General features: G+C 66.3%; 15 protein-coding genes. 6 read left to right on the top strand and 9 right to left on the bottom strand.

Annotated elements, in window-relative coordinates:
• Window positions 1–44: 44 nt before the first annotated feature.
• Together GUY37_RS08995 and GUY37_RS08990 are read left to right on the top strand one after the other, a co-directional pair.
• Complete coding sequence (locus tag GUY37_RS08995; RefSeq protein WP_152346417.1) at window positions 45–656, top strand: TetR/AcrR family transcriptional regulator; 612 nt, start codon at window positions 45–47, stop codon at window positions 654–656.
• Window positions 653–2692, top strand: a complete 2040-nt coding sequence (locus GUY37_RS08990) for an acyl-CoA dehydrogenase family protein (RefSeq protein WP_166824718.1) — start codon at window positions 653–655, stop codon at window positions 2690–2692. Before GUY37_RS08995 ends, GUY37_RS08990 begins: the two co-directional genes overlap by 4 nt.
• Window positions 2693–2794: 102 nt before the next feature.
• Here GUY37_RS08990 and metX read toward each other — a convergent pair whose 3' ends face one another.
• The 6 genes from metX to GUY37_RS08960 all read right to left on the bottom strand — a co-directional run bounded on the left by metX (window position 2795) and on the right by GUY37_RS08960 (window position 12902).
• Complete coding sequence (metX, locus tag GUY37_RS08985; protein WP_166824715.1) at window positions 2795–3829, bottom strand: homoserine O-acetyltransferase MetX; 1035 nt, start codon at window positions 3827–3829, stop codon at window positions 2795–2797.
• Between the two features lies 1 nt (window position 3830).
• Window positions 3831–5153: an O-acetylhomoserine aminocarboxypropyltransferase/cysteine synthase family protein gene (locus GUY37_RS08980; RefSeq protein ID WP_152346414.1), complete on the bottom strand. Its 1323-nt coding sequence runs from the start codon at window positions 5151–5153 to the stop codon at window positions 3831–3833.
• A gap of 166 nt (window positions 5154–5319) precedes the next feature.
• Window positions 5320–8712 (bottom strand): error-prone DNA polymerase, encoded by a 3393-nt coding sequence (locus GUY37_RS08975; RefSeq protein WP_166824712.1) that lies wholly within the window; start codon window positions 8710–8712, stop codon window positions 5320–5322.
• A gap of 79 nt (window positions 8713–8791) precedes the next feature.
• Entirely contained in the window at window positions 8792–10426 is a 1635-nt protein-coding gene (locus tag GUY37_RS08970; protein ID WP_166824709.1) for a DNA polymerase Y family protein, read from the bottom strand.
• Window positions 10416–11207 carry a DNA recombination/repair protein RecA gene (locus GUY37_RS08965; RefSeq protein ID WP_228278448.1) on the bottom strand — a complete coding sequence of 264 codons (792 nt, stop codon included), beginning with the start codon at window positions 11205–11207 and terminating at the stop codon, window positions 10416–10418. The genes GUY37_RS08970 and GUY37_RS08965 overlap by 11 nt, the downstream gene beginning before the upstream one ends.
• Window positions 11208–11246: 39 nt before the next feature.
• Window positions 11247–12902 (bottom strand): HNH endonuclease signature motif containing protein, encoded by a 1656-nt coding sequence (locus GUY37_RS08960; RefSeq protein WP_166824707.1) that lies wholly within the window; start codon window positions 12900–12902, stop codon window positions 11247–11249.
• A 237-nt stretch (window positions 12903–13139) separates the two neighbouring features.
• On the opposite strand from GUY37_RS08960, the gene GUY37_RS08955 reads away from it, so the two are divergent.
• The 3 genes from GUY37_RS08955 to GUY37_RS08945 all read left to right on the top strand — a co-directional run bounded on the left by GUY37_RS08955 (window position 13140) and on the right by GUY37_RS08945 (window position 15296).
• Entirely contained in the window at window positions 13140–13871 is a 732-nt protein-coding gene (locus GUY37_RS08955; RefSeq protein ID WP_166824704.1) for a class I SAM-dependent methyltransferase, read from the top strand.
• A gap of 90 nt (window positions 13872–13961) precedes the next feature.
• The gene (locus tag GUY37_RS08950) at window positions 13962–14426 is read left to right on the top strand and encodes a tRNA (cytidine(34)-2'-O)-methyltransferase (RefSeq protein ID WP_152346409.1); all 465 of its coding nucleotides are present in this window, start codon (window positions 13962–13964) and stop codon (window positions 14424–14426) included.
• 45 nt (window positions 14427–14471) lie between these two features.
• Complete coding sequence (locus GUY37_RS08945; RefSeq protein WP_166824701.1) at window positions 14472–15296, top strand: PfkB family carbohydrate kinase; 825 nt, start codon at window positions 14472–14474, stop codon at window positions 15294–15296.
• 185 nt (window positions 15297–15481) lie between these two features.
• Here GUY37_RS08945 and GUY37_RS08940 read toward each other — a convergent pair whose 3' ends face one another.
• The gene (locus GUY37_RS08940) at window positions 15482–15736 is read right to left on the bottom strand and encodes a type B 50S ribosomal protein L31 (protein WP_009375892.1); all 255 of its coding nucleotides are present in this window, start codon (window positions 15734–15736) and stop codon (window positions 15482–15484) included.
• Window positions 15737–15913: 177 nt separating this feature from the next.
• Here GUY37_RS08940 and GUY37_RS08935 point away from each other — a divergent pair, with 177 nt between their 5' ends.
• Complete coding sequence (locus GUY37_RS08935; RefSeq protein WP_166824698.1) at window positions 15914–16465, top strand: YbaK/EbsC family protein; 552 nt, start codon at window positions 15914–15916, stop codon at window positions 16463–16465.
• 81 nt (window positions 16466–16546) lie between these two features.
• Here the strand turns inward: GUY37_RS08935 and GUY37_RS08930 are convergent, their stop codons facing one another.
• Together GUY37_RS08930 and GUY37_RS08925 are read right to left on the bottom strand one after the other, a co-directional pair.
• A complete protein-coding gene (locus tag GUY37_RS08930; protein ID WP_166824695.1) occupies window positions 16547–17371 on the bottom strand; it encodes a phosphatase in 825 nt (274 codons plus the stop codon).
• A gap of 3 nt (window positions 17372–17374) precedes the next feature.
• The gene (locus GUY37_RS08925) at window positions 17375–18268 is read right to left on the bottom strand and encodes a TrmH family RNA methyltransferase (RefSeq protein WP_208094811.1); all 894 of its coding nucleotides are present in this window, start codon (window positions 18266–18268) and stop codon (window positions 17375–17377) included.
• Between the last annotated feature and the right edge of the window lie 3 nt (window positions 18269–18271).

The following is an 18271-nucleotide window of genomic DNA, read 5'->3' as shown; positions in this document are numbered from 1 at the left end:
GGTTGATTTAGCTGGTACCGACAGTACCTGATACTGTCTGTTACATGAAATCGATCACAGACGGTCGCTCGACGAGGTGGCAGAAGCACCGCGACGAGCGTCGTCGCGAACTTCTGCGGGCCGTGCGACTCGTCGTCGACGAACACGGCGATGACATGTCGATGGATCAGATATCGGAGGCTTCGGGCACGACGAAGTCAGTGCTCTATCGGTACTTCACCGACCGGGCGGGCCTCCAAGCGGCCATGGGCGAATGGGCGATGGGCGTCATCGTCCGGTCTCTCGATGACGCCGCGGCCGCCTCGGGGAAGGTCAACGGCGCCCCCGACGGGGAGGAGTCCTTGGCCGCGATGATCCGGGCCTTCGTCACCCTCGCCGCGAACTCGCCGAACGTCTATCGCTTCTGCGACACCGCGGTCAACCGGTTCGCGCCCGAGGAGACCGGCGGTTTCTTCAATTCGATCGCCGCACTGCTGGCCGAACGTCTCGACCTCGACGGCGAGCAGGCTCAACTGTGGTCGGCCGGGGCGATCGGGTTCGTCCGTGCCGCCACCGAGACCTGGCTGTCCCGACCGGAACGACCCGAGGAATTCGCCACCACGATCACTCACTGGCTCTGGGCAACCCTGCCCGAACAACGAGGAGTAGAACTATGAAGCTGTCTCTTGACCCGCACGCCATCAACGACTTCCTGGACGGACACTGGGCAGAGGCTCGCCGTCGCGGGCGGACACTCGCCGAGGAGCCGTCGACGCACGATGACCCGGCCGATGATCTCGAAACCGCACGGGCGAAGACCCTCGACGGGGTCGCAATGATGGCGGCGACCGGACTGCCGCTGACCGGCCTGGCCCCAGAGATGGGAGGGAAGAACGAACACGCCACGAATGTCGCCGGGTTCGAGGAGACCGTCACGGCCAACCCCAGCCTGCAGATCAAGGCGGGCGTCCAGTTCGGGCTCTTCGGCGGCGCGATCCTCCACCTCGGCGACGCCGAGCAGCAGAAGAAGTGGCTGCTCGACGCTCAGGAAGGACGGCTGTTGGGTTCGTTCGCGATGACGGAGATCGGACACGGCTCCGATGTCGCGAACGTGGCGACCACCGCCACCTACGATGACGCGACCGAAGAGTTCGTCATCGTCACTCCCTTCCGCGCCGCGACGAAGGAGTACATCGGCAACGCCGCCCGCGACGCCCGAGCCGCCGTCGTCTTCGCCCAGCTCGTCACCCAGGGCGTCAACCACGGAGTGCACGCCTTCTTCGTACCCATCCGCGACGAGGCCGGTGAGCCGATGCCGGGAATCTCGATCGAAGACGACGGATACAAGGGCGGACTCAAGGGCGTCGACAACGGTCGCATCGCCTTCGACTCGGTGCGGATCCCGCGCACCAATCTGCTCAACCGCTATGGGAACGTCACCGCAGACGGTACGTACTCCTCCCCCATCGAGTCGCCGGGACGCCGCTTCTTCACGATGCTCGGCACCCTGGTCCAGGGCCGTGTGTCCCTCGACGGAGCCTCGGTCGTCGCGTCCAAGCTCGCGCTCGACATCGCAGTGCGCTACGGCCTCGAGCGCAAGCAGTTCACGGCAGGTGACGACTTCGCCGAGACCACGCTGCTCGACTATGGACAGCATCAGCGTCGTCTGATGCCGGCCCTGGCCGCGGTCTATGCTTCGACGTTTGCGCACGAGAAGCTGCTGACATCGTTCGAAGAGGTCTTCTCCGGTGCCGATGACTCCGAGGAGAACCGAGCGCTGCTCGAGACTCGGGCGGCGGCGTTCAAGGCCGATTCGACGTGGATGGCTCTCGACGTCATCCAGGAATGCCGCGAAGCCTGCGGCGGTGCCGGATTCATGGCAGAGAACCGGCTCGTGGGACTGCGCGCCGACCTCGACGTCTACGTCACCTTCGAAGGCGACAACACGGTGCTGCTGCAGCTCGCGGCCAAGCGCCTCCTCGGCGACTATGCGAAGGAATTCGCGCATCTCGACGTCGGCGGTGCCGCCCGCTATATCGGCACTCAGGCCGCCGAGCACACTCTCTACCGCACGGGTCTGGCCAATGCGGGGCGGGCGATCTCTGATGTGCTGACCCCGAACCTCGGCGACAAGCGGATCCGGTCCGGTCGACTGCAGCGCACCCTGCTCGAGACTCGTCTCGAGGTCATGGTCGCCGGTGTCGCTCAGGCTCTGCGCCCGGCGACGAAGATGCCGGCCGCTCAGGCAGCCGATCTGTTCAACGTCCACCAGCACGAACTCATCGAGATGGCACGCGCCTATGTCGAACTCGAGAAGTGGAAGGCCCTGGACGAGAAGATGAAGGAGCAGACCCAGGCCGATCAGGCCAAGGTCTTCCGTCGGCTGCGTGATACCTACGGTCTCGGACTCATCGAGAAGCACATGGCCTGGCACCTCATGTACGGTCGTCTGCCGATGTCGCGTGCACGCCAGATCAACGAGACGCTCAACCGTCTGTGCGCGAAGCTCGCGGCCAATGCCCTCGACCTCGTCGAGGCATTCGGCTACTCGGACATCCACCGCCGGGCCACGATCTCCACCGGCGTCGAGGCCGAACGACAAGCCGAGGCCGCTGACTACTACCGACGGGCACGCGCCCGCCAGGACTTCCCGGTCGACGAGAAGCAGCTGCGCAAGGCCGCGAAGAAGAAGGCGAAGGCCGGCGCGAAGTGACCGCGGCCTGAAGCAGGCACACCGGAAGACCCCCGCAGCGAACGGTCTGCGGGGGTCTTCCGGTGCTCGGTGACTCGGCGCGCTTCGGCGTTCCGATCGAGCTCAGGCGGCGAGGAAGTCGGCGAGCACCGCGGAGATCTTCACGGTCTCGGTGAGGAACCCGTCGTGGCCGACCGGGGAGTCGATGATGTCGTGTCGGACTCTGCCCGGCAGCGCCTCGGCGAGGATTCCCACCTGCTCGGGCGGGAACAGCCGGTCCGAGGACACGGAGACGACGAGGTTGTCCGTGCAGGCGTCGGCCAATGCGGTTCTGAGATCGGAGGAGCGACCTCGGCGCACATCATGATCGCGCAGGGCCCGGGTGAGCACGAGGTAGCTGTGCGGGTCGAACCGGGCGGTGAGCTTCTTCGCCTGGTGGTCCAGATACGAGGTCACCTCGTAGTAGTCCTCCGAACGCATCCGACGGGAGAAGCGTTCGTTGAGGTCGGCATCATTGCGGTACGTCAGATGCGCGATCTGTCGGGCCAGGCCGAGGCCCTGGCCGGGGAAGCTGCCGACGGCCGAATAGTCTCCGGAATAATAGTCGGCGTCGAGTTCGATCGCGCGTTCCTGCATCATCGCCCAGGCGATCTGGTCGGCTTCGCAGAAGGCCGGTGCGGCGATGACCGCACATTTGCGGACCTTCCGAGCGTCCAGCAGAGCGAATTCCAGGGCCCGCGCACCTCCCATGGATCCGCCGATGACGGCGACCCAGGAATCGATGCCGAGGATCTGGGCGAGGTTGTGTTCCAGGCGTGCCATGTCCCGGATCGACACCGTGGGAAACCGCGAGCCGTAGGCCAGACCGTCACCGTAGGGCGACTGCGGCCCGGTCGTGCCCGAGCAGCCCCCGAGCGAATTCGCGCACACCACGAAGTACTTGTTCGTATCCACGGCTTCTCCGGGCCCCACGACACCCGCCCACCATTCGGTGACGCGGGTGTCGCCGGTCAGAGCGTGCTCGATGAGGATCGCATTGGATCGCTGGGCGTTGAGGGTGCCGAAGGTCTCATAGGCGATCTCGACCGTGCCGAATGTGTGCCCCGAGTCCGTGCCGAAGCCCAGGATCCGTTCGACGGAGGTGCTCTGGGTGGTCATCTCAGGCCGCGGCCGACGCCTTCGCCGCTGCCGCTGCGAAGCCCTTGTCGAGGTCGCCGATGATGTCGTCGATGCCTTCGAGTCCCACGGACAGACGCACCAGGGCCGGGTTGACTCCGGCTGCTTCCTGGGCCGCTTCGTCGAGCTGCGAGTGGGTGGTCGAGGCCGGGTGGATGACGAGCGAGCGGACGTCGCCGATATTGGCCACGTGCGAGTGCAGTTCGAGGGCGTCGACGAAGGCGACTGCCGCGTCGTAGCCGCCGGCGATGTCGAAGGCCAGCACCGAACCGACACCGTTCGGCAGGTACTTCTTCGCCTTGTCGTTCCACGGGCTCGAGGCGAGTCCGGCGTAGGCGACGCGGGTGACCTGTTCGTGGCCTTCGAGGTAGGCGGCGACCTTCTCCGCGTTCTCGACGTGGCGGGCGATGCGCAGGCTCAGCGTCTCCAGTCCCTGGGCGATGAGGAAGGCGTTGAACGGGCTGGCTGCCGGTCCGAGGTCGCGCAGACCCTGCACGCGGGCCTTGAGTCCGAAGGCCACATTCGCTCCGAGGACGCCGTCGGCGCCGAGGTCGCGGGCGTAGACGAGACCGTTGTAGGACTCATCGGGTTCGTTGAAGCCGGGGAACTTCTCCGGCTGTGCGCCGTAGTCGAAGTTTCCGCTGTCGACGAGGACTCCGGCGATCGAGGTGCCGTGGCCGCCGAGGTACTTCGTGGCCGAGTGGATGACGACGTCGGCGCCGTGCTCGATCGGACGCACCAGGTAGGGGCTGGCCAGGGTGTTGTCGGTGAACAGCGGCACACCGGCGGCATGGGCGATGTCCGCGACGGCGGTGATGTCGAGGACGTCGGAGCGGGGGTTGGACACGACCTCGGCGAAGAACAGCTTCGTGTTGTCCTGCACCGCGTTCTTCCATTCATCGAGGTCATCGACGTCGACGAAGGTGGTGTCGATACCGAGCTTGCGCAGGGTGACATTGAACAGGTTCTGGGTTCCGCCGTAGAGGCTGGAGCTGGCGACGATATGGTCACCGGCGCCGGCGATGTTCGTGATCGCCAGCAGCGCCGCGGACTGTCCCGAAGCGGTGAGCACGGCGTGGACTCCGCCTTCGAGGTCGGCGATGCGGTTCTCCACGACCTCGGTGGTCGGGTTCGTGATGCGGGTGTAGATGGGCCCGAGTTCGGACAGAGCGAAGCGGTTGGCCGCGGTCTCGTTGCTGTCGAAGACGAACGAGGTGGTCTGGTGGATGGGCAGGGCGCGCGAACCGGTGACCGGGTCGGGGGTCTGTCCTGCGTGGATCTGGCGGGTGTCGAATGACTGGCTCATGGTGTCTCCTCGGTGGGTGCAGCGGTGGTGCCGGCTGATGGAGTCGGTGTGATGTGTCTACTGTCATCGACTTCCGCCTCCCGCGTCCGCCTGTGTGTCATGTTGATGTCATCGTCTGTCATCTTTCGTCACAAGACGTCCAGCAGGTCATCGTCGCTTCCACGGGTCACCGGAAGTTCCGTGCCTTCGTCGGCAGCTGCACGTCGAGGGGGATGAGCTTGTGCGCGTAGAGGCTGACCACGTCTCCCCCACGTTGGATGAGCCCGGTGACGACGAGGGCGTTGCGGGAGGTCGCGACCGTGCGGAAGCGTTTCATCAGTCCGGCCGTGGCTACGACATTGAGCATTCCGAATTCGTCCTCGAGGTTGATGAAGGTGATCCCCGAGGCGGTGGCCGGGCGCTGCCGGTGCGTGACGATCGCGGCCACCGTCATCCGGGTCCCGTCCCCGGCACGTGCGGCATCCGCGGTCGAGGAGTACCCGCGCGCGTTCAGCTGCTCACGCATCATCTGCGTGGGATAGCCGTCGACGGTGATTCCGGTGGAGAAGAGCTCGGCCAGGGTGATGTCGAAGGCGTCCATGGCCGGCAGGGTCGGGGCCGAGTCCACGCTCGCCGTCCCCGGCAGCAGCCCCGGATGGGCTCCGGCGACTCCCCCGGCCAGCCACAGCGCCTGCCGGCGGTCGAGGTCGAATCCGGCCAGTGCTCCGGCCGTGGCCAGCGATTCCAGGGCCTGTTTGCCGATTCCGGTGCGTTCGGCCAGATCCGCCACCGAGGCGAACGGCGCGTTGTCGCGTTCGGTCACGATCACCTCGGCGAAGGAGCCGACATGTGCGACCGTGTCCAGTCCCAAGCGGATCCCCAATTCCCCCGCCGAGGCGGTGCTGTGTCCCGGTTCCCCGGGCCCGACCCGCTCGAGGTCCGTGGCCGCCTGCGACCTGCGGATGTCGACGGGCAGGATCGGCACCCCGTGGCGGCGGGCGTCGGCGATGAGCGACTGCGGGGAGTAGAACCCCATCGGCTGGCTGCGCAGCAGTCCGGCGGTGAAGGCCGCGTGGTGGTGGTATTTGAACCAGGCGGACTGATAGACGAGGTTCGCGAAGCTGATGGCATGCGATTCGGGGAACCCGTAGTTCGCGAAGGCGGCGATGGTGGAGAAGATCGTCTCGGCGGTGTCCTCATCCACTCCGCGCTCCACGGCACCTGAGCGGAACTTCTCGGCGAGTTCGGCCATCCGCTTCTCCGACCGGCGTGAGCCCATGGCCTGGCGCAGCCGGTCGGCATCGGCACCGGTGAACCCGCCGACATCGATGGCCATCTGCATCAGCTGCTCTTGGAACAGTGGGACTCCGCAGGTCTTGGACAAGGACTTCTCGAGCAGCGGATGGAGGTATTCGACCGTATCGAGGCCCTGCCGTCGGCGGATATAGGGGTGGACGGATCCGCCTTGGATCGGTCCCGGTCGGATGAGGGCGACCTGGACAGCCAGGTCGTAGAACTTCTTCGGCCGCAGTCGGGGCAGGGTCGCCAGCTGGGCGCGGGATTCGACTTGGAAGACTCCGACGGCATCGGCGCGGCAGAGCATCTCGTAGACGGCTTCGTCGTCGTCATCGATCTCCGCGCGGTCGATGAGGATCCCGGTGTGGCGGTGGACGAGCCCGACCATCTCGTGCAGGGCGGTGAGCATGCCCAGGCCGAGCAGGTCGAACTTCACCAGGTCCATGGCCGCGCAGTCGTCCTTGTCCCATTGGACGACGGTGCGGTGGCCCATCGTCGCCTTTTCGATCGGCACGACTTCGCCGATGGCACGGTCGGCGAGGATCATCCCGCCGGAGTGGATGCCAAGATGACGCGGTGAGCCGAGCAGATCCTCGGCGACCTCGAGCACCGGGGCGGGCACCGGTGAGTCCTCGGCATCGGGCAGGCTCGACCACCGGTTGCTCGACTTCGAGAACGCGTCCTGCTGTCCGGGAGCGTAGCCGAGGCTGAATGCGGCGTCCCGGATCGCCGACTTCGCGCGGTAGGTGATGACGTTGGCGACTTGGGCGGCCCGGTCGCGGCCGAAGTGGTCGTAGACGTACTGGATGACCTCTTCGCGGCGGCCGGATTCGATGTCGATGTCGATGTCCGGGTACCCCTTGCGGTCCGGGGACAGGAACCGGTCGAAGAGCAGCCCGTGCTTGACGGCGTCGACGGCGGTGATGCCCAGGACGAAGCAGACCGCGGAGTTCGCCGCCGAACCCCGACCCTGGCAGAAGATGCCCATATTGCGGCAGAACTCGGTGATGTCGAAGACGATGAGGAAGTAGCCGCAGAAGCCCAGCCGGGCGATCATGTCCATCTCCCGGTCCAGTTGCTCCCACGCCCGCGGATGCTCTGCTCTGGAACCGTAGCGGTGCCGCCCGCGTTCGGCGATGAGTCCGCGCAGGTAGGCCTCACCGTCACCGTCGTCGGGCATCGGCGCCTTCGGCAGGTCGGGACGGGCCGAGGAGAGGACGAAGGAACAGTCCCGACCGATCCGCACCGCATTGTCCACAGCCTGCCGAGGGAACCGTGCGAGCATCTCCTCACCGGTGTGGATGCGTGCGCTCGCCGTCGCCGGCAGCCATCCTGCCAGTTCGTCCAGCGACAATCGTGATCGCACCGAGGCCCTCACCTGCGCCGACTTCCACCCGGCCCGGGTGGCGAAGTGGACGGCGTTGCTGGCCATGATCGGCAGTCCCATCCGCGAAGCCAGATCGCCGAGGTGGCGCAGCCGCTCATCGTCGTCCGGGGTTCCGTCCCGGCTGAGTTCGACGGCGACCCGGTCGGGTCCGAAGAGTGAAGTGAGTTCGCGCAGAGCACCGAGCCCGCCGTCGTCATCGCCCAGCGCCCGTCGCAGCGGGCCCTTGCGACAGCCGGTGAGGATCATCCAGTCTCCGTTCTCGGCCGCCAGTTCTTCGAGGTCGAAGAGTGGGCGGTTCTTCTCACCGCGCAGGTTCGCCGCGGTGATGATCTGAGAGAGCTGGTGATAGCCCTCGACGCTGCGGGCGAGAACAAGCAGGTGGGTGGCATCGGGATCGGTCTGACCGGGGATCTTCTCCTTCAGCCCCACGGACAGCTCGGAGCCGAACACGGTGTCCAGCCCCACCTCGGCGGCGGCTTGGGAGAAGCGGACGGCGCCGTAGAGGCCGTTGTGGTCGGTCAGCGCCAAGGAACTCAGCCCGGCGGCGGCTCCGGCGGCGACGAGCTCTTCGGGATCGGAGGCTCCGTCGAGGAAGCTGAACTGGGAATGCACGTGCAGCTCAGCCCAGTCCACACCGCTGCGGCGCAGCAGCGGTCCGCTGCCGGGCCCCTGGCCGGCGCCGGTGCCTTTCGGTCCCTGATAGCGGCTGCGTCCGTCCGAACCGCCGGGGCCGACCGAGACTTGGTAGCGGTCGGGGCGGGAGAATGCGGGCGCATCGGAGCCGTCGGCGTGCTTATCGACAGGCTGCTTGTCGACAGCCGGTTTGTCGACGCTGTCCTTTCCTTCGAGTCTGCGGGCCAGCTTCGACCAGGGGGTGCGCGGGTTCGAGAAGCCCATCGGGGTCTCCTCCTCTCAGAGGTCGTCGTCGGTCAGCGGGTCGCCGGTCAGCAGCAGCGGCCGGTCAGCGGTTTGCCGGTCAGCAGTAGCGGCCGGTGAGGTACCACTGGCCGTGTTCCTTGCTCAGCAGGAGGGCACGGCCGCCATCGGTGACCACCTGCAGACGTGTCCGGTAGACGGATCGGCTCGGGTCCCACCATCCGGATTCGATGGGCCAGGAGCCCGAGTAGTCGGTGATGGTCTCGGTCTGCCCGGTGGGGAATCTGATCGTCGCCGGTGCGGCTCCCAACCCCGAGGGGCGTGCTTCCACCGGTGAGCCGTCGGCTGCGAGCACATCGACGGCGGAGTGTTCGACAGTCGTCGGACGGGGTGCGTGCAGGGCACCGGGCCAGGGGGCGGCAGGGCTGCGTTCGGGGACGGCTGCCTGCTGCCACGGGGTCCACAGGTTCGTCTCGGCGGGGTCCCACCCGCCTTGGAGGCCGGGGACCAGAACGGCATCGGGACCGAACAGTCCCTGCAGACGCTCGAGCGTATGGGTGATCTGGCCGGTGTTCTCGTCGAACAGGCTGCGTGTGGCACCGATCGGAGTGGTCAGTTCGGCCGCGATGAGGCGCAGCGCGATGATGCCGTCCTCGGTGAAGTCCTCGGCATCGGGTGCCGGTTCGTCGCCGATGTCGAGCGCCTGCGGGTCGGCCTGCGCCGGCTGAGGACCCTGTCCCGATCCGGTGTTCGCGGTTCCGGTGCTCACTCCGGCCAGCCAGCCTTCGGCCTGCCACCGCAGGCGGTCAGCGATCGCATTCTCCTGCATGTCCTCGATTCGCCAGGTCCGGGATGAGGACTGGCCGGTCGCTGCATCGAGTTCGATCGTGATCTGGGTGCAGACCAGCCCCTGCCTGCGCACCTTGGCCAGCAGATCTGCGCCGAGCTGGCGGGCGAGGAAGCCGAGGGTGTCGCTGCGGGTCGTCGGGGCATCGAGGTCGAGTTCGACTTCGAGCCGTTCGCCGCGGACGTGGTCGGCGAGCGGAGCCCCTTCCCGTCCGGAGGCCAGGTCGTGCAGATGTCGACCGAAGGCACCGAAGCGTGCGTTCACATCTTTGGCCTCGAGGCGGGCGAAGTCTCCGAGGGTGCGCAGCCCCAGCTGCAGGAAGACCTCGATCAGCGCGGGCGCCTCGGCGCCGGCGTACTCCAGGGTGGTGATCGGCTGGGCGGAGAGGAAGTCCGCGGTCTGCCCGGGCTCGACTCGGCGCGCCTGACCGGCGGCGAGGACTGCGGCGAAGACGGTGTCGGCGATTCCGGGGAAGAACTCCCACCCGGTGTCATCGACGAGAGCCGAGACCAGGGTTTCGACAGCATCGGCTTCGTTTGCGCAGCCGTGTCTGAGCGAGTCGAGAGGAACCGCCAATGTTCCCGGACTGAGCAGAGTGAACCGGGCGACGAGGCCTTCGAGGGCACCGACCCCGGCACTGAAATGCCGATTGTCGGCCTCTTCGTCCCAGACTGCGACGTGGGCTTCCGGACAGCGGTATCCCACGGCGCGTTTGTTGTTCCCGGCGGTGATTCCGGCGGCACGGGCGGGAGCATCGGCGGCGATGACCTTGCCTGCGTGGAGGACCGCGACCGGGCGGCCCGGTGCGATGTCGTGTTCGACCGCTGCGGCCACGGCCGGCCAGTCGGGCACGGTGAGGACGAGGGTGCGGTCGGGCTCACCCGACATGGCTGATCACCTGCCGCAGCTGTGTGATCGTCGACCACCGAGGATCGTCGGCCGCGTCCGCATCCTCTGTCGGGACGCCGGATGCTCCGACGGCTGTGTCAGAGACGTCGGAGGTCTCTGCGGGGGCGGTGCCTGCCACCACTTCCAGCGTCCCCGCGGGGACGCTGGTGGGAGTCCCGGACGGTCCCGGCAGCAGGAACCGATGGGTCCCCGTCTGTGAACGGGCGCGCACGAGGCAGGACTGCAGGCGTCCGCGACCGTGTTCGGCACCCGCCCAGCGGGTATCGGTGATCTCGATCTGCTCCGTGCTGCCGGACAGGGGGCGGAGACTGATGAGGCTCATTCGTCGTTCACGGATCTTCGCCAGAAGTCGGGCCCGCTCCGAAGCGCTCGGTGCGAAGCCGGGGTCGACGAGGATGATGTCGAAGGATTCGATGAGGATCGAAGCCACCCGCAGCCAGTCCTCCCCGGGGGTCGCGAGATTGACGAAATGGTCGAGGTCGACACCGAGGTCGGCGATCGAGGACACGGACGGTTCGCCGAGTCCGATGCCGGCACACCACTTCTGCTCCCGGGTGGCCGCAGCGATCGTCGCCAGGCCGCAGCTCAGCGACAGCTCACCGGTGACGGTGACGAGTTCCCCACGCGGCAGACCACCGCGGCGAAACAGCGGAGAGAGCACAGGATCCACCGGATGGGGCGGGATCTTATCGAACAGTGCCGCAGCCGTGGAGATCCCCGTCTCCCGGCTGAGCTGCTCGATGACTGGTGCTGCTGACATGACATCCATTATCGAACTGGTGTTCTAAAATGGCAAGATTCAGACAACAGCTCTGCCTTCCCGGGCGTGTCGCCATTCGGCTTCGAACATCCATGCGATACAGAGGCCGAGGTCAAAGCCGTAACCGCCCCCGACGGTGCCCGGATCGGCCGCCTTCGTGGCCGTCTTGACCTCTGCAACGCGAACCGCCGTGTTGAACATCATCCGTCCCCTCACCCGACTCTCCAGAGGAAGCAGCTGGGAGCCGTCGGGCAGGTAGAAGGAGAAGGCGGCGGGACCGCGCATCGCTCCGGCGAAGTCCGCTCCGGTGCGCTCGATGCGCAATTGGTACTTGTGCACCACGGTGTGGTGCCGGCGGCAGAGCAGGATGAGATTGTCCATATCGGTCGCCCCGCCCTGCGACCAGGGACGGATATGGTGGGCATCGCATCGCCTGCGGGTGCGACAGCCGGGGAATTGACAGCAGACATCGCGCACACTCAGGGCCATTCGCTGTCGCCTGCTCACCAGACGCTTCGAGCGCCCGAGCATGAGGACGTCGCCTCCGGCGTCCTTGATCGCCCCGTTGATCAGCGCCTCACAGCTCAGGCGCTCCGCCGTCGCCGCGGTGATGCCGCCGAACCCTTCGATCCGGCAGGTCGTGTCCGCTTGTCCTGTCGATGTCCCCGCGGGGACGCTCTCCTGCCCTGCAGGAACGTCTGATCCGGTCTCCGTCCCCGCGGGGACGCCTGCTTCGGTCGCCGCCCTTGCGGGGATGCTGAGGAGAGGGGGTTCGAAGGCAGGGGCGCCTTCCACCGCAGCGCCGCTGCGGGTGATCACCTCCGCGGAGGCATGGACGAGCAGCCGGGCACGGTCGGCATCGATCGAACCCGTGGGCTCGGCACGAGGGAAGGCATGGATGATCTCCATCAGGCACATGACTTGGGAGACCGGCTCATAAGGAGCCTCGTCCCCTTTGCCGTCTCCGTCGACGTTGCCGTCTTCGTCCGCCACAGCGCTGCCCTCGGCCACGGCTCCCTCCTCGTCGGCAGCGCCGACGGGGCGCTCGAGAACCTGCCGGGCGGCATCGAGCATCGCAGCGATCTCCGCGGCGTCGTCTTCCTCGAGTTCGATCGTGATCCGGGTCCGACCGGGTGCCACCTGACGCATGCTCACGCTGTCCTGAGCCAGGAACAGCGGGAACGGTCCGTTGTCGATCTTGTCGGCCAGCTGCTGGTAGTTCTGGGAGATCCGGCTGATCTGACTGCCCGTGGCAAGGGTGGCCAGACGCAGCGCTTCATCGTCGCCGATCCGCTCCCCCAGTCGGGTCACTTCCCGCACCTTGGAGAAGCTGACATCACCGTTTGCCAGACTCTTCCTCACCTTCGGCATCTCACGCAGCGCTGTCATCACACGGACGTACTCGCGTGCAGTGTGCATGCTCACCGACGCCACATGCATCACCCACTCGGTCAAGGTCTTCACGCCGACCCATTCCGCCCACAGCCCCCGCCGCTCGACCTCGTCGATGAGCGCGATGACACGAGCGTGGCAGAAGGAGATGCACGAGATGTTGCGCCGGATATCGATCACGATCTGCTCACAGGTGAGGGTGCTGGGGTCCACATCGGCTTCAGCCCCTCCGCAGTCCTTCGGGTCGACACTCAGCCCGTCGAACTCGGCGGCCTCCGCCTCAATCGGGTTGTCGTCTCTCATGGTTCTCCCCTTCCGCGACCCCTTCGGTCCTCCGGTCCGGCAATCCCCCTGACCACCAACCGTGCCTTCACTCTAGAAGCCGGCACTGACACGAGAAATCCATCCACAGCACCCTGCATGCATGGACCGCAGTCCAGATTCGATTGAGTTTCGTTTATGCAGGTGAACATCGCAGGCAGGCTGATCATCGACCTCCTCCGCACCAGTCATGTCACTACCGACGGGTAAGGTGACGTCATGACTGACGGCAGCAACGACAGCGCAGGCGACGGCCACGGCGCAGGCACCGCACAGACACCGCCGACCGATGACACCCGCACTCGGGAGGCGCCCACGCGCGATTCCTATGATGCGATCGCGCAGACCTACACGGAGTGGGTCGCCGATGAACTCACTGCGAAACCGCATGACCGGGCCGTCCTCGGAGCCTTCTCAGAACTCGTCCTCGGCACCGGCTCGACAGAGGTCCTCGACATCGGCTGCGGTCCCGGTCGCATCACCTCGTTCCTCGCCGCTCTCGGGCTCACCCCGCGCGGCCTCGACCTCTCCCCTGCCATGATCGAACTCGCCCGGGGTCTCTATCCGACGCTCGGATTCGACGTCGGAACGATGACCGCACTGCCCTATGCCGACGATTCCTACGCCGGTCTCGTCGCCTGGTACTCGACGATCCACGTCCCCGATGACGCCCTTGCCCTCGCCTTCGCCGAGGCGGCTCGTGTCCTCCGTCCGGGCGGTTGGTTCCAGCTGGCGTTCCAACTCGGCGGCCGGATCGACCATGTCTCCGATCTCGCCGGCTTCCCCGTCGATCTCGATTTCCACCGGCGCTCGCTCGATCAGGTCCTCGCCGCCCTCGAACCGCACGGGTTCACACCGGCCACCCGATTCGAACGCGAACCCGACCGCATCGGCCGCTATCCGGAGACGACCCGACAGGGCTGCCTGCTTGTACGCAAACCGGACCAGTGATCATGTTCACCCCGCCGGGAGAACGGCGCAGACGAAAGTGCGACCGCGCTGTCTGACCAGCAGACCGCGGGGTGAGAAGATGAGTGGGATATGAATATCGACATCGTCTTCCACACTCCCGAGATCCCCGGCAACACCGGCAACGCCATCCGGCTCGCAGCGGTCACCGGGGCCCATCTTCATCTCGTCGAACCCCTCGGCTTCGATCTCTCCGATGCGAAGCTGCGGCGCGCCGGTCTCGACTATCACGACCTCGCCCATGTCACCGTTCACCGGTCGATCGACGAGCTGTGGGGCCACCTCGGTGAGCGTCGGGTGATCGCGTTCAGCACGCATACGGACGATTCCTTCGCCGAGGTGGACTACCAAGACGGAGATGTCCTCCTCTTCGGGCGCGAGTCGACGGGACTGCCCGACGATGTCATCAACGACGAGCATGTGGACATGGCGGTGCGGATTCCGATGCTGCCGGCACGTCGTTCGCTCAACCTGGCGAATTCGGCATCGATCGCCATCTACGAAGCTTGGCGCCAGCACGGCTACGCAGGGGCCTGAACCCGCGTAGACTTCTTCGCGGACGCTCTACCCGAAAGGACCACTATGACCGCAAAGGTGCTCACCGTCGCCGGATCCGACGTATCCGGAGGCGCCGGCCTCGAAGCCGACCTGAAGATGTTCGACGAATACGGTGCCTTCGGCACTGCCGTCGTCACCTGCATCGTCACTTTCGATCCCAATGACGGATTCGCCCACGTCCTCGAGTTCATCGAGCCCGAGGTCGTCAACCGTCAGCTCGAATCGACTCTGGCCGTGCACGAGTTCACCGCCATCAAATCCGGAATGCTCGGCTCCGTCGACTCGGCACTGGTCCTCGCCGAAGAGCTGAAGACCAACGATCTGCCGTACGTCTTCGATCCTGTGCTCGTGTGCAAGGGCGCTGGCACCATGGTCGACCTCAAGGATCTCTTCGTCGAGAACCTCGTGCCCTTGGCCACCGTCGTCACCCCGAACCTCGAAGAGGCCGCGACCCTGGCCGGGGTCGACGCCATCGATTCCGTCGAGGGCATGATCGAGGCCGCGAAGATCATCCACGGGCAGGGAGCGAAGAACGTCGTCGTCAAGGGCGGGGCCCGCCTCGCCGGAGATGATGCCATCGACATCCTCTTCGACGGTGAGACCGTGACGACTCTGCGTTCGCGCAAGGTCAACGACAAGCTCGTCAACGGCGCCGGCTGCTCCTTCGCCTCCTCGATCGCGGCGGGCATCGCCACCGGTCTGGATATCAAGGATGCCGTCGTCTCCGCGAAGGAGAAGGCGGCTCACGGAATCGCGAACTGCCTCGACAACGCCACCGGCGTCGCGTCGCTCTACCACCCGGCGGCTCGGGTGAGCCCCTCCCCCGAGGTCTCAGTCACCGTCGACTGACCTGCGAGAGGCTGTGCCCCCGCGGGACACAACCCGTCACGTCCCCGCGGGGACGTGCGCGCGACCTGACTCGTCCCCGCGGGGACGTCGCATCAGTCGCAGATGGCCTGCCGGCAGCAGATTGCCCCGCACACCGAACTCGGTGTGCGGGGCAATCTGTATGAAGCTGTCGGAAACGCCCGAGATCAGCGCTTGCCGAAGCCCTTGTAACGGTCCTTGAACTTCTCCACGCGGCCGGCGGAGTCGAGGATGCGCTGCTTGCCCGTGTAGAACGGGTGCGAAGCGGAAGAGATCTCGACGTCGATCACGGGGTAGGTGTTGCCGTCTTCCCACTCGATGGTTTTGTCGCTCTTAGCGGTGGAGCGGGTGAGGAACTTGGTGCCGGAAGCCAGATCGTTGAACACGATCGGCGCGTATTCCGGGTGGATGTCCTTCTTCATATTCTTACCTCTGCTGAATTCTTTCAGGCGCCTGATATGGGTCCGACCCATCTGCCAGTGCCCGAATTCGTCTGCTGGACACGCTCCGAACCGTAGGAACCGGACACGAAGCGACAGTCCAGTCTAACCGATGGGCGCGGGCAAAGCGATTCGACACGGACCTCCTACACTGTGGCCATGACCACGAAGGAACGCCTCACCACTCAGTTCACTCTCCAACCCGCCGCCACCGCCCCCGAGCTCGTGGCCGAATCGACGGCCGCCGCTCTTCAGACAGTCTCCGGTGACGTCGACGTGTTCGCCATCGATCCGCAGATCGCGGACACCGCGTCTCTCCTCGGTGCCACCGATCTGCCTCCCGCTACCTCGGCGAACTGTGTCCTCGTTGCCGGTTCGCGAGGCGGTGAGGAGCGCATCGCCGCATGTATGGTGCTCGCGAACACCCGCGCCGATGTCAACAAACGAGTCAAGAAGCTCCTCGACGTCCGCAAGGCCTCGTTCCTCCCGCTCGAGCGCGCCGTGAGCGAATCGGGGATGGAGTACGGCGGGATCGGACCGATCGGTCTGCCGGAAAACTATCGGGTGCTCATCGATTCGCGCGTCGCCGAGGCCGACGAACTCATCATCGGTTCCGGTATCCGCGGCTCCAAGCTGCTGCTCTCCGGTTCCACGCTCGCGTCCCTGCCTGGCGCCGAGGTGATCGAGGACCTGGCCAACGAGATCGACTGAGGGTGACGTCCGGTCCGGTGCCGACTGGCAGTTCAGCCCCGCCCGTCAGTTCAGCCCCGCCCGTCAGTGCAGAACCGCCCGTCAGTGCAGCCCCGCCCGTTCGATGACGAAATCGATAAGCGGGGCATAGAGGTTCGGCACGACGTCGTCATCGAGCGGGATGGTCGCCTCGACCTGCCCCTGCGCTTCGGCGACGAAGAGCGCCGGATCGTTGCAGTCGGCGTAGCCGATGGTCCGCAGCCCCCTGCTCGAGGCGGCCCCGGCCCACCCATGGTCGGCGACGACGAGGTCGGGAGACGATCCGCCGCGGGCGGCGAAATCGTTGAGAAGCGCATGCATGGGTTCGGCCAGGTGGGTGTGCGGGCTGCCGCCGTGCTGATGCCAGGTCCACACATCGCCGATCTGGCGGACGTCACCGCCGATCTCCGGGACCGGGATGAAATGGTCCTGGGTGTCGATGACCGCGCCGGCGGACTTCGCGGCCCGGGCGATCGCCATATGGACGGGCAGCAACCCGGCCGGGTGACCGGTGGCGAAGAGGATCCGGCCACCTGAGCGTGTGACCTCGCCGACCGCCTCGGCGAGTCTCTCCAGCGCGGCGATGCAGGCCTCCGTGGAGATCGTGTCCACGCCTTCGACGAATTCGGCGTCGGGCCGCAGACCGCAGCGTTCGACCATGAGCGCGAACACGGAGTCATAGTCCCAGTCGCGGGCCAGTTCGACACCGAAGTCGAACTGGCGTTCCTGGGCAAGGAAGCGGTGGATATGGGAGAGGTTGTTCTCCCTGGGAGTTGCGACCTCCCCGGTGATCCGTCCGGCTTCGAGGGCTTGGGCTAGGGTGCTGCGGTCCACTGAGGTCCTCTCTGTAGCGGCGGCGGCGAAGGGCGCTGTCGGTTCAGCTGTCATAGCTCACCCCTTCTGCAGGGCGAAGCAGGTCACCGCCGAGGCGGCTGCCACGTTGAGGGAGTCCACTCCCCCGCTCATGGGGATCATCACGGTCGAATCGCAGGCGGCGATCGTCGCCTTCTTCAGGCCGTCGCCCTCGGTTCCGAACACGACGGCGGTCCGCTCGGGTGCGGATGCGGCGAACTCGCGCAGGCTCACCGAATCCGTCTCGAGCGCCAGTGCGGCGACGTGGAACCCGGCTTCCTGCAGTTCGGCGATCCCGGCGGGCCAGGTCTCGATACGGGTCCACGGCACCTGGAACACCGTGCCCATCGAGACTCTGATCGACCGGCGGTACAGCGGGTCGGCGCAGCGCGGGCTCACGAGCACGGCATCGGCTCCGAACGCGGCAGCGGAACGGAAGATCGCGCCGACGTTGGTATGGTCGACGATGTCTTCGATGACGACGATGCGCCGGGAGTCCTCGACCAAGGAGGCGACCGGGGCCAGAACGGGGCGGCCCATGGCGGCCAGGGCGCCTCGGTGCAGGTGGAATCCGGTCAGAGATTCGACGGCGGCATCCGTGCCGATGAAGATCGGCACATCGCTGTCGACGATGATGTCGGCGAGGTCGAACAGCCATTTCGGGCTGGTCAGGAATGACCGGGGAGACAGACCGGCAGCGTGAGCGCGGCGGATGATCTTCGAGGATTCGGCGATGAAGAGCCCCTCGGCGGGTTCCCGGACGCTGCGCAGGGCGACGTCGGTCAGCTGTGTATAGTCGCGCATCTCATCCGAGCCGCCGGCGACGAGATCCGCTTCGTCGAAGAACCGCAGTCGTTCGACGGCGATCCCGAGCTCAGCGGACCGGTCGATGACCTGCTGCCTCGTCAGGGGTGCCTTGGCCGGAGTGTTCACAGC

Source organism: Brevibacterium limosum (assembly GCF_011617705.1).
Classification (GTDB): domain Bacteria; phylum Actinomycetota; class Actinomycetes; order Actinomycetales; family Brevibacteriaceae; genus Brevibacterium; species Brevibacterium limosum.
Note: the sequence above shows the minus strand (reverse complement) of the source record. Positions and strands in the feature narration are given on the sequence as shown.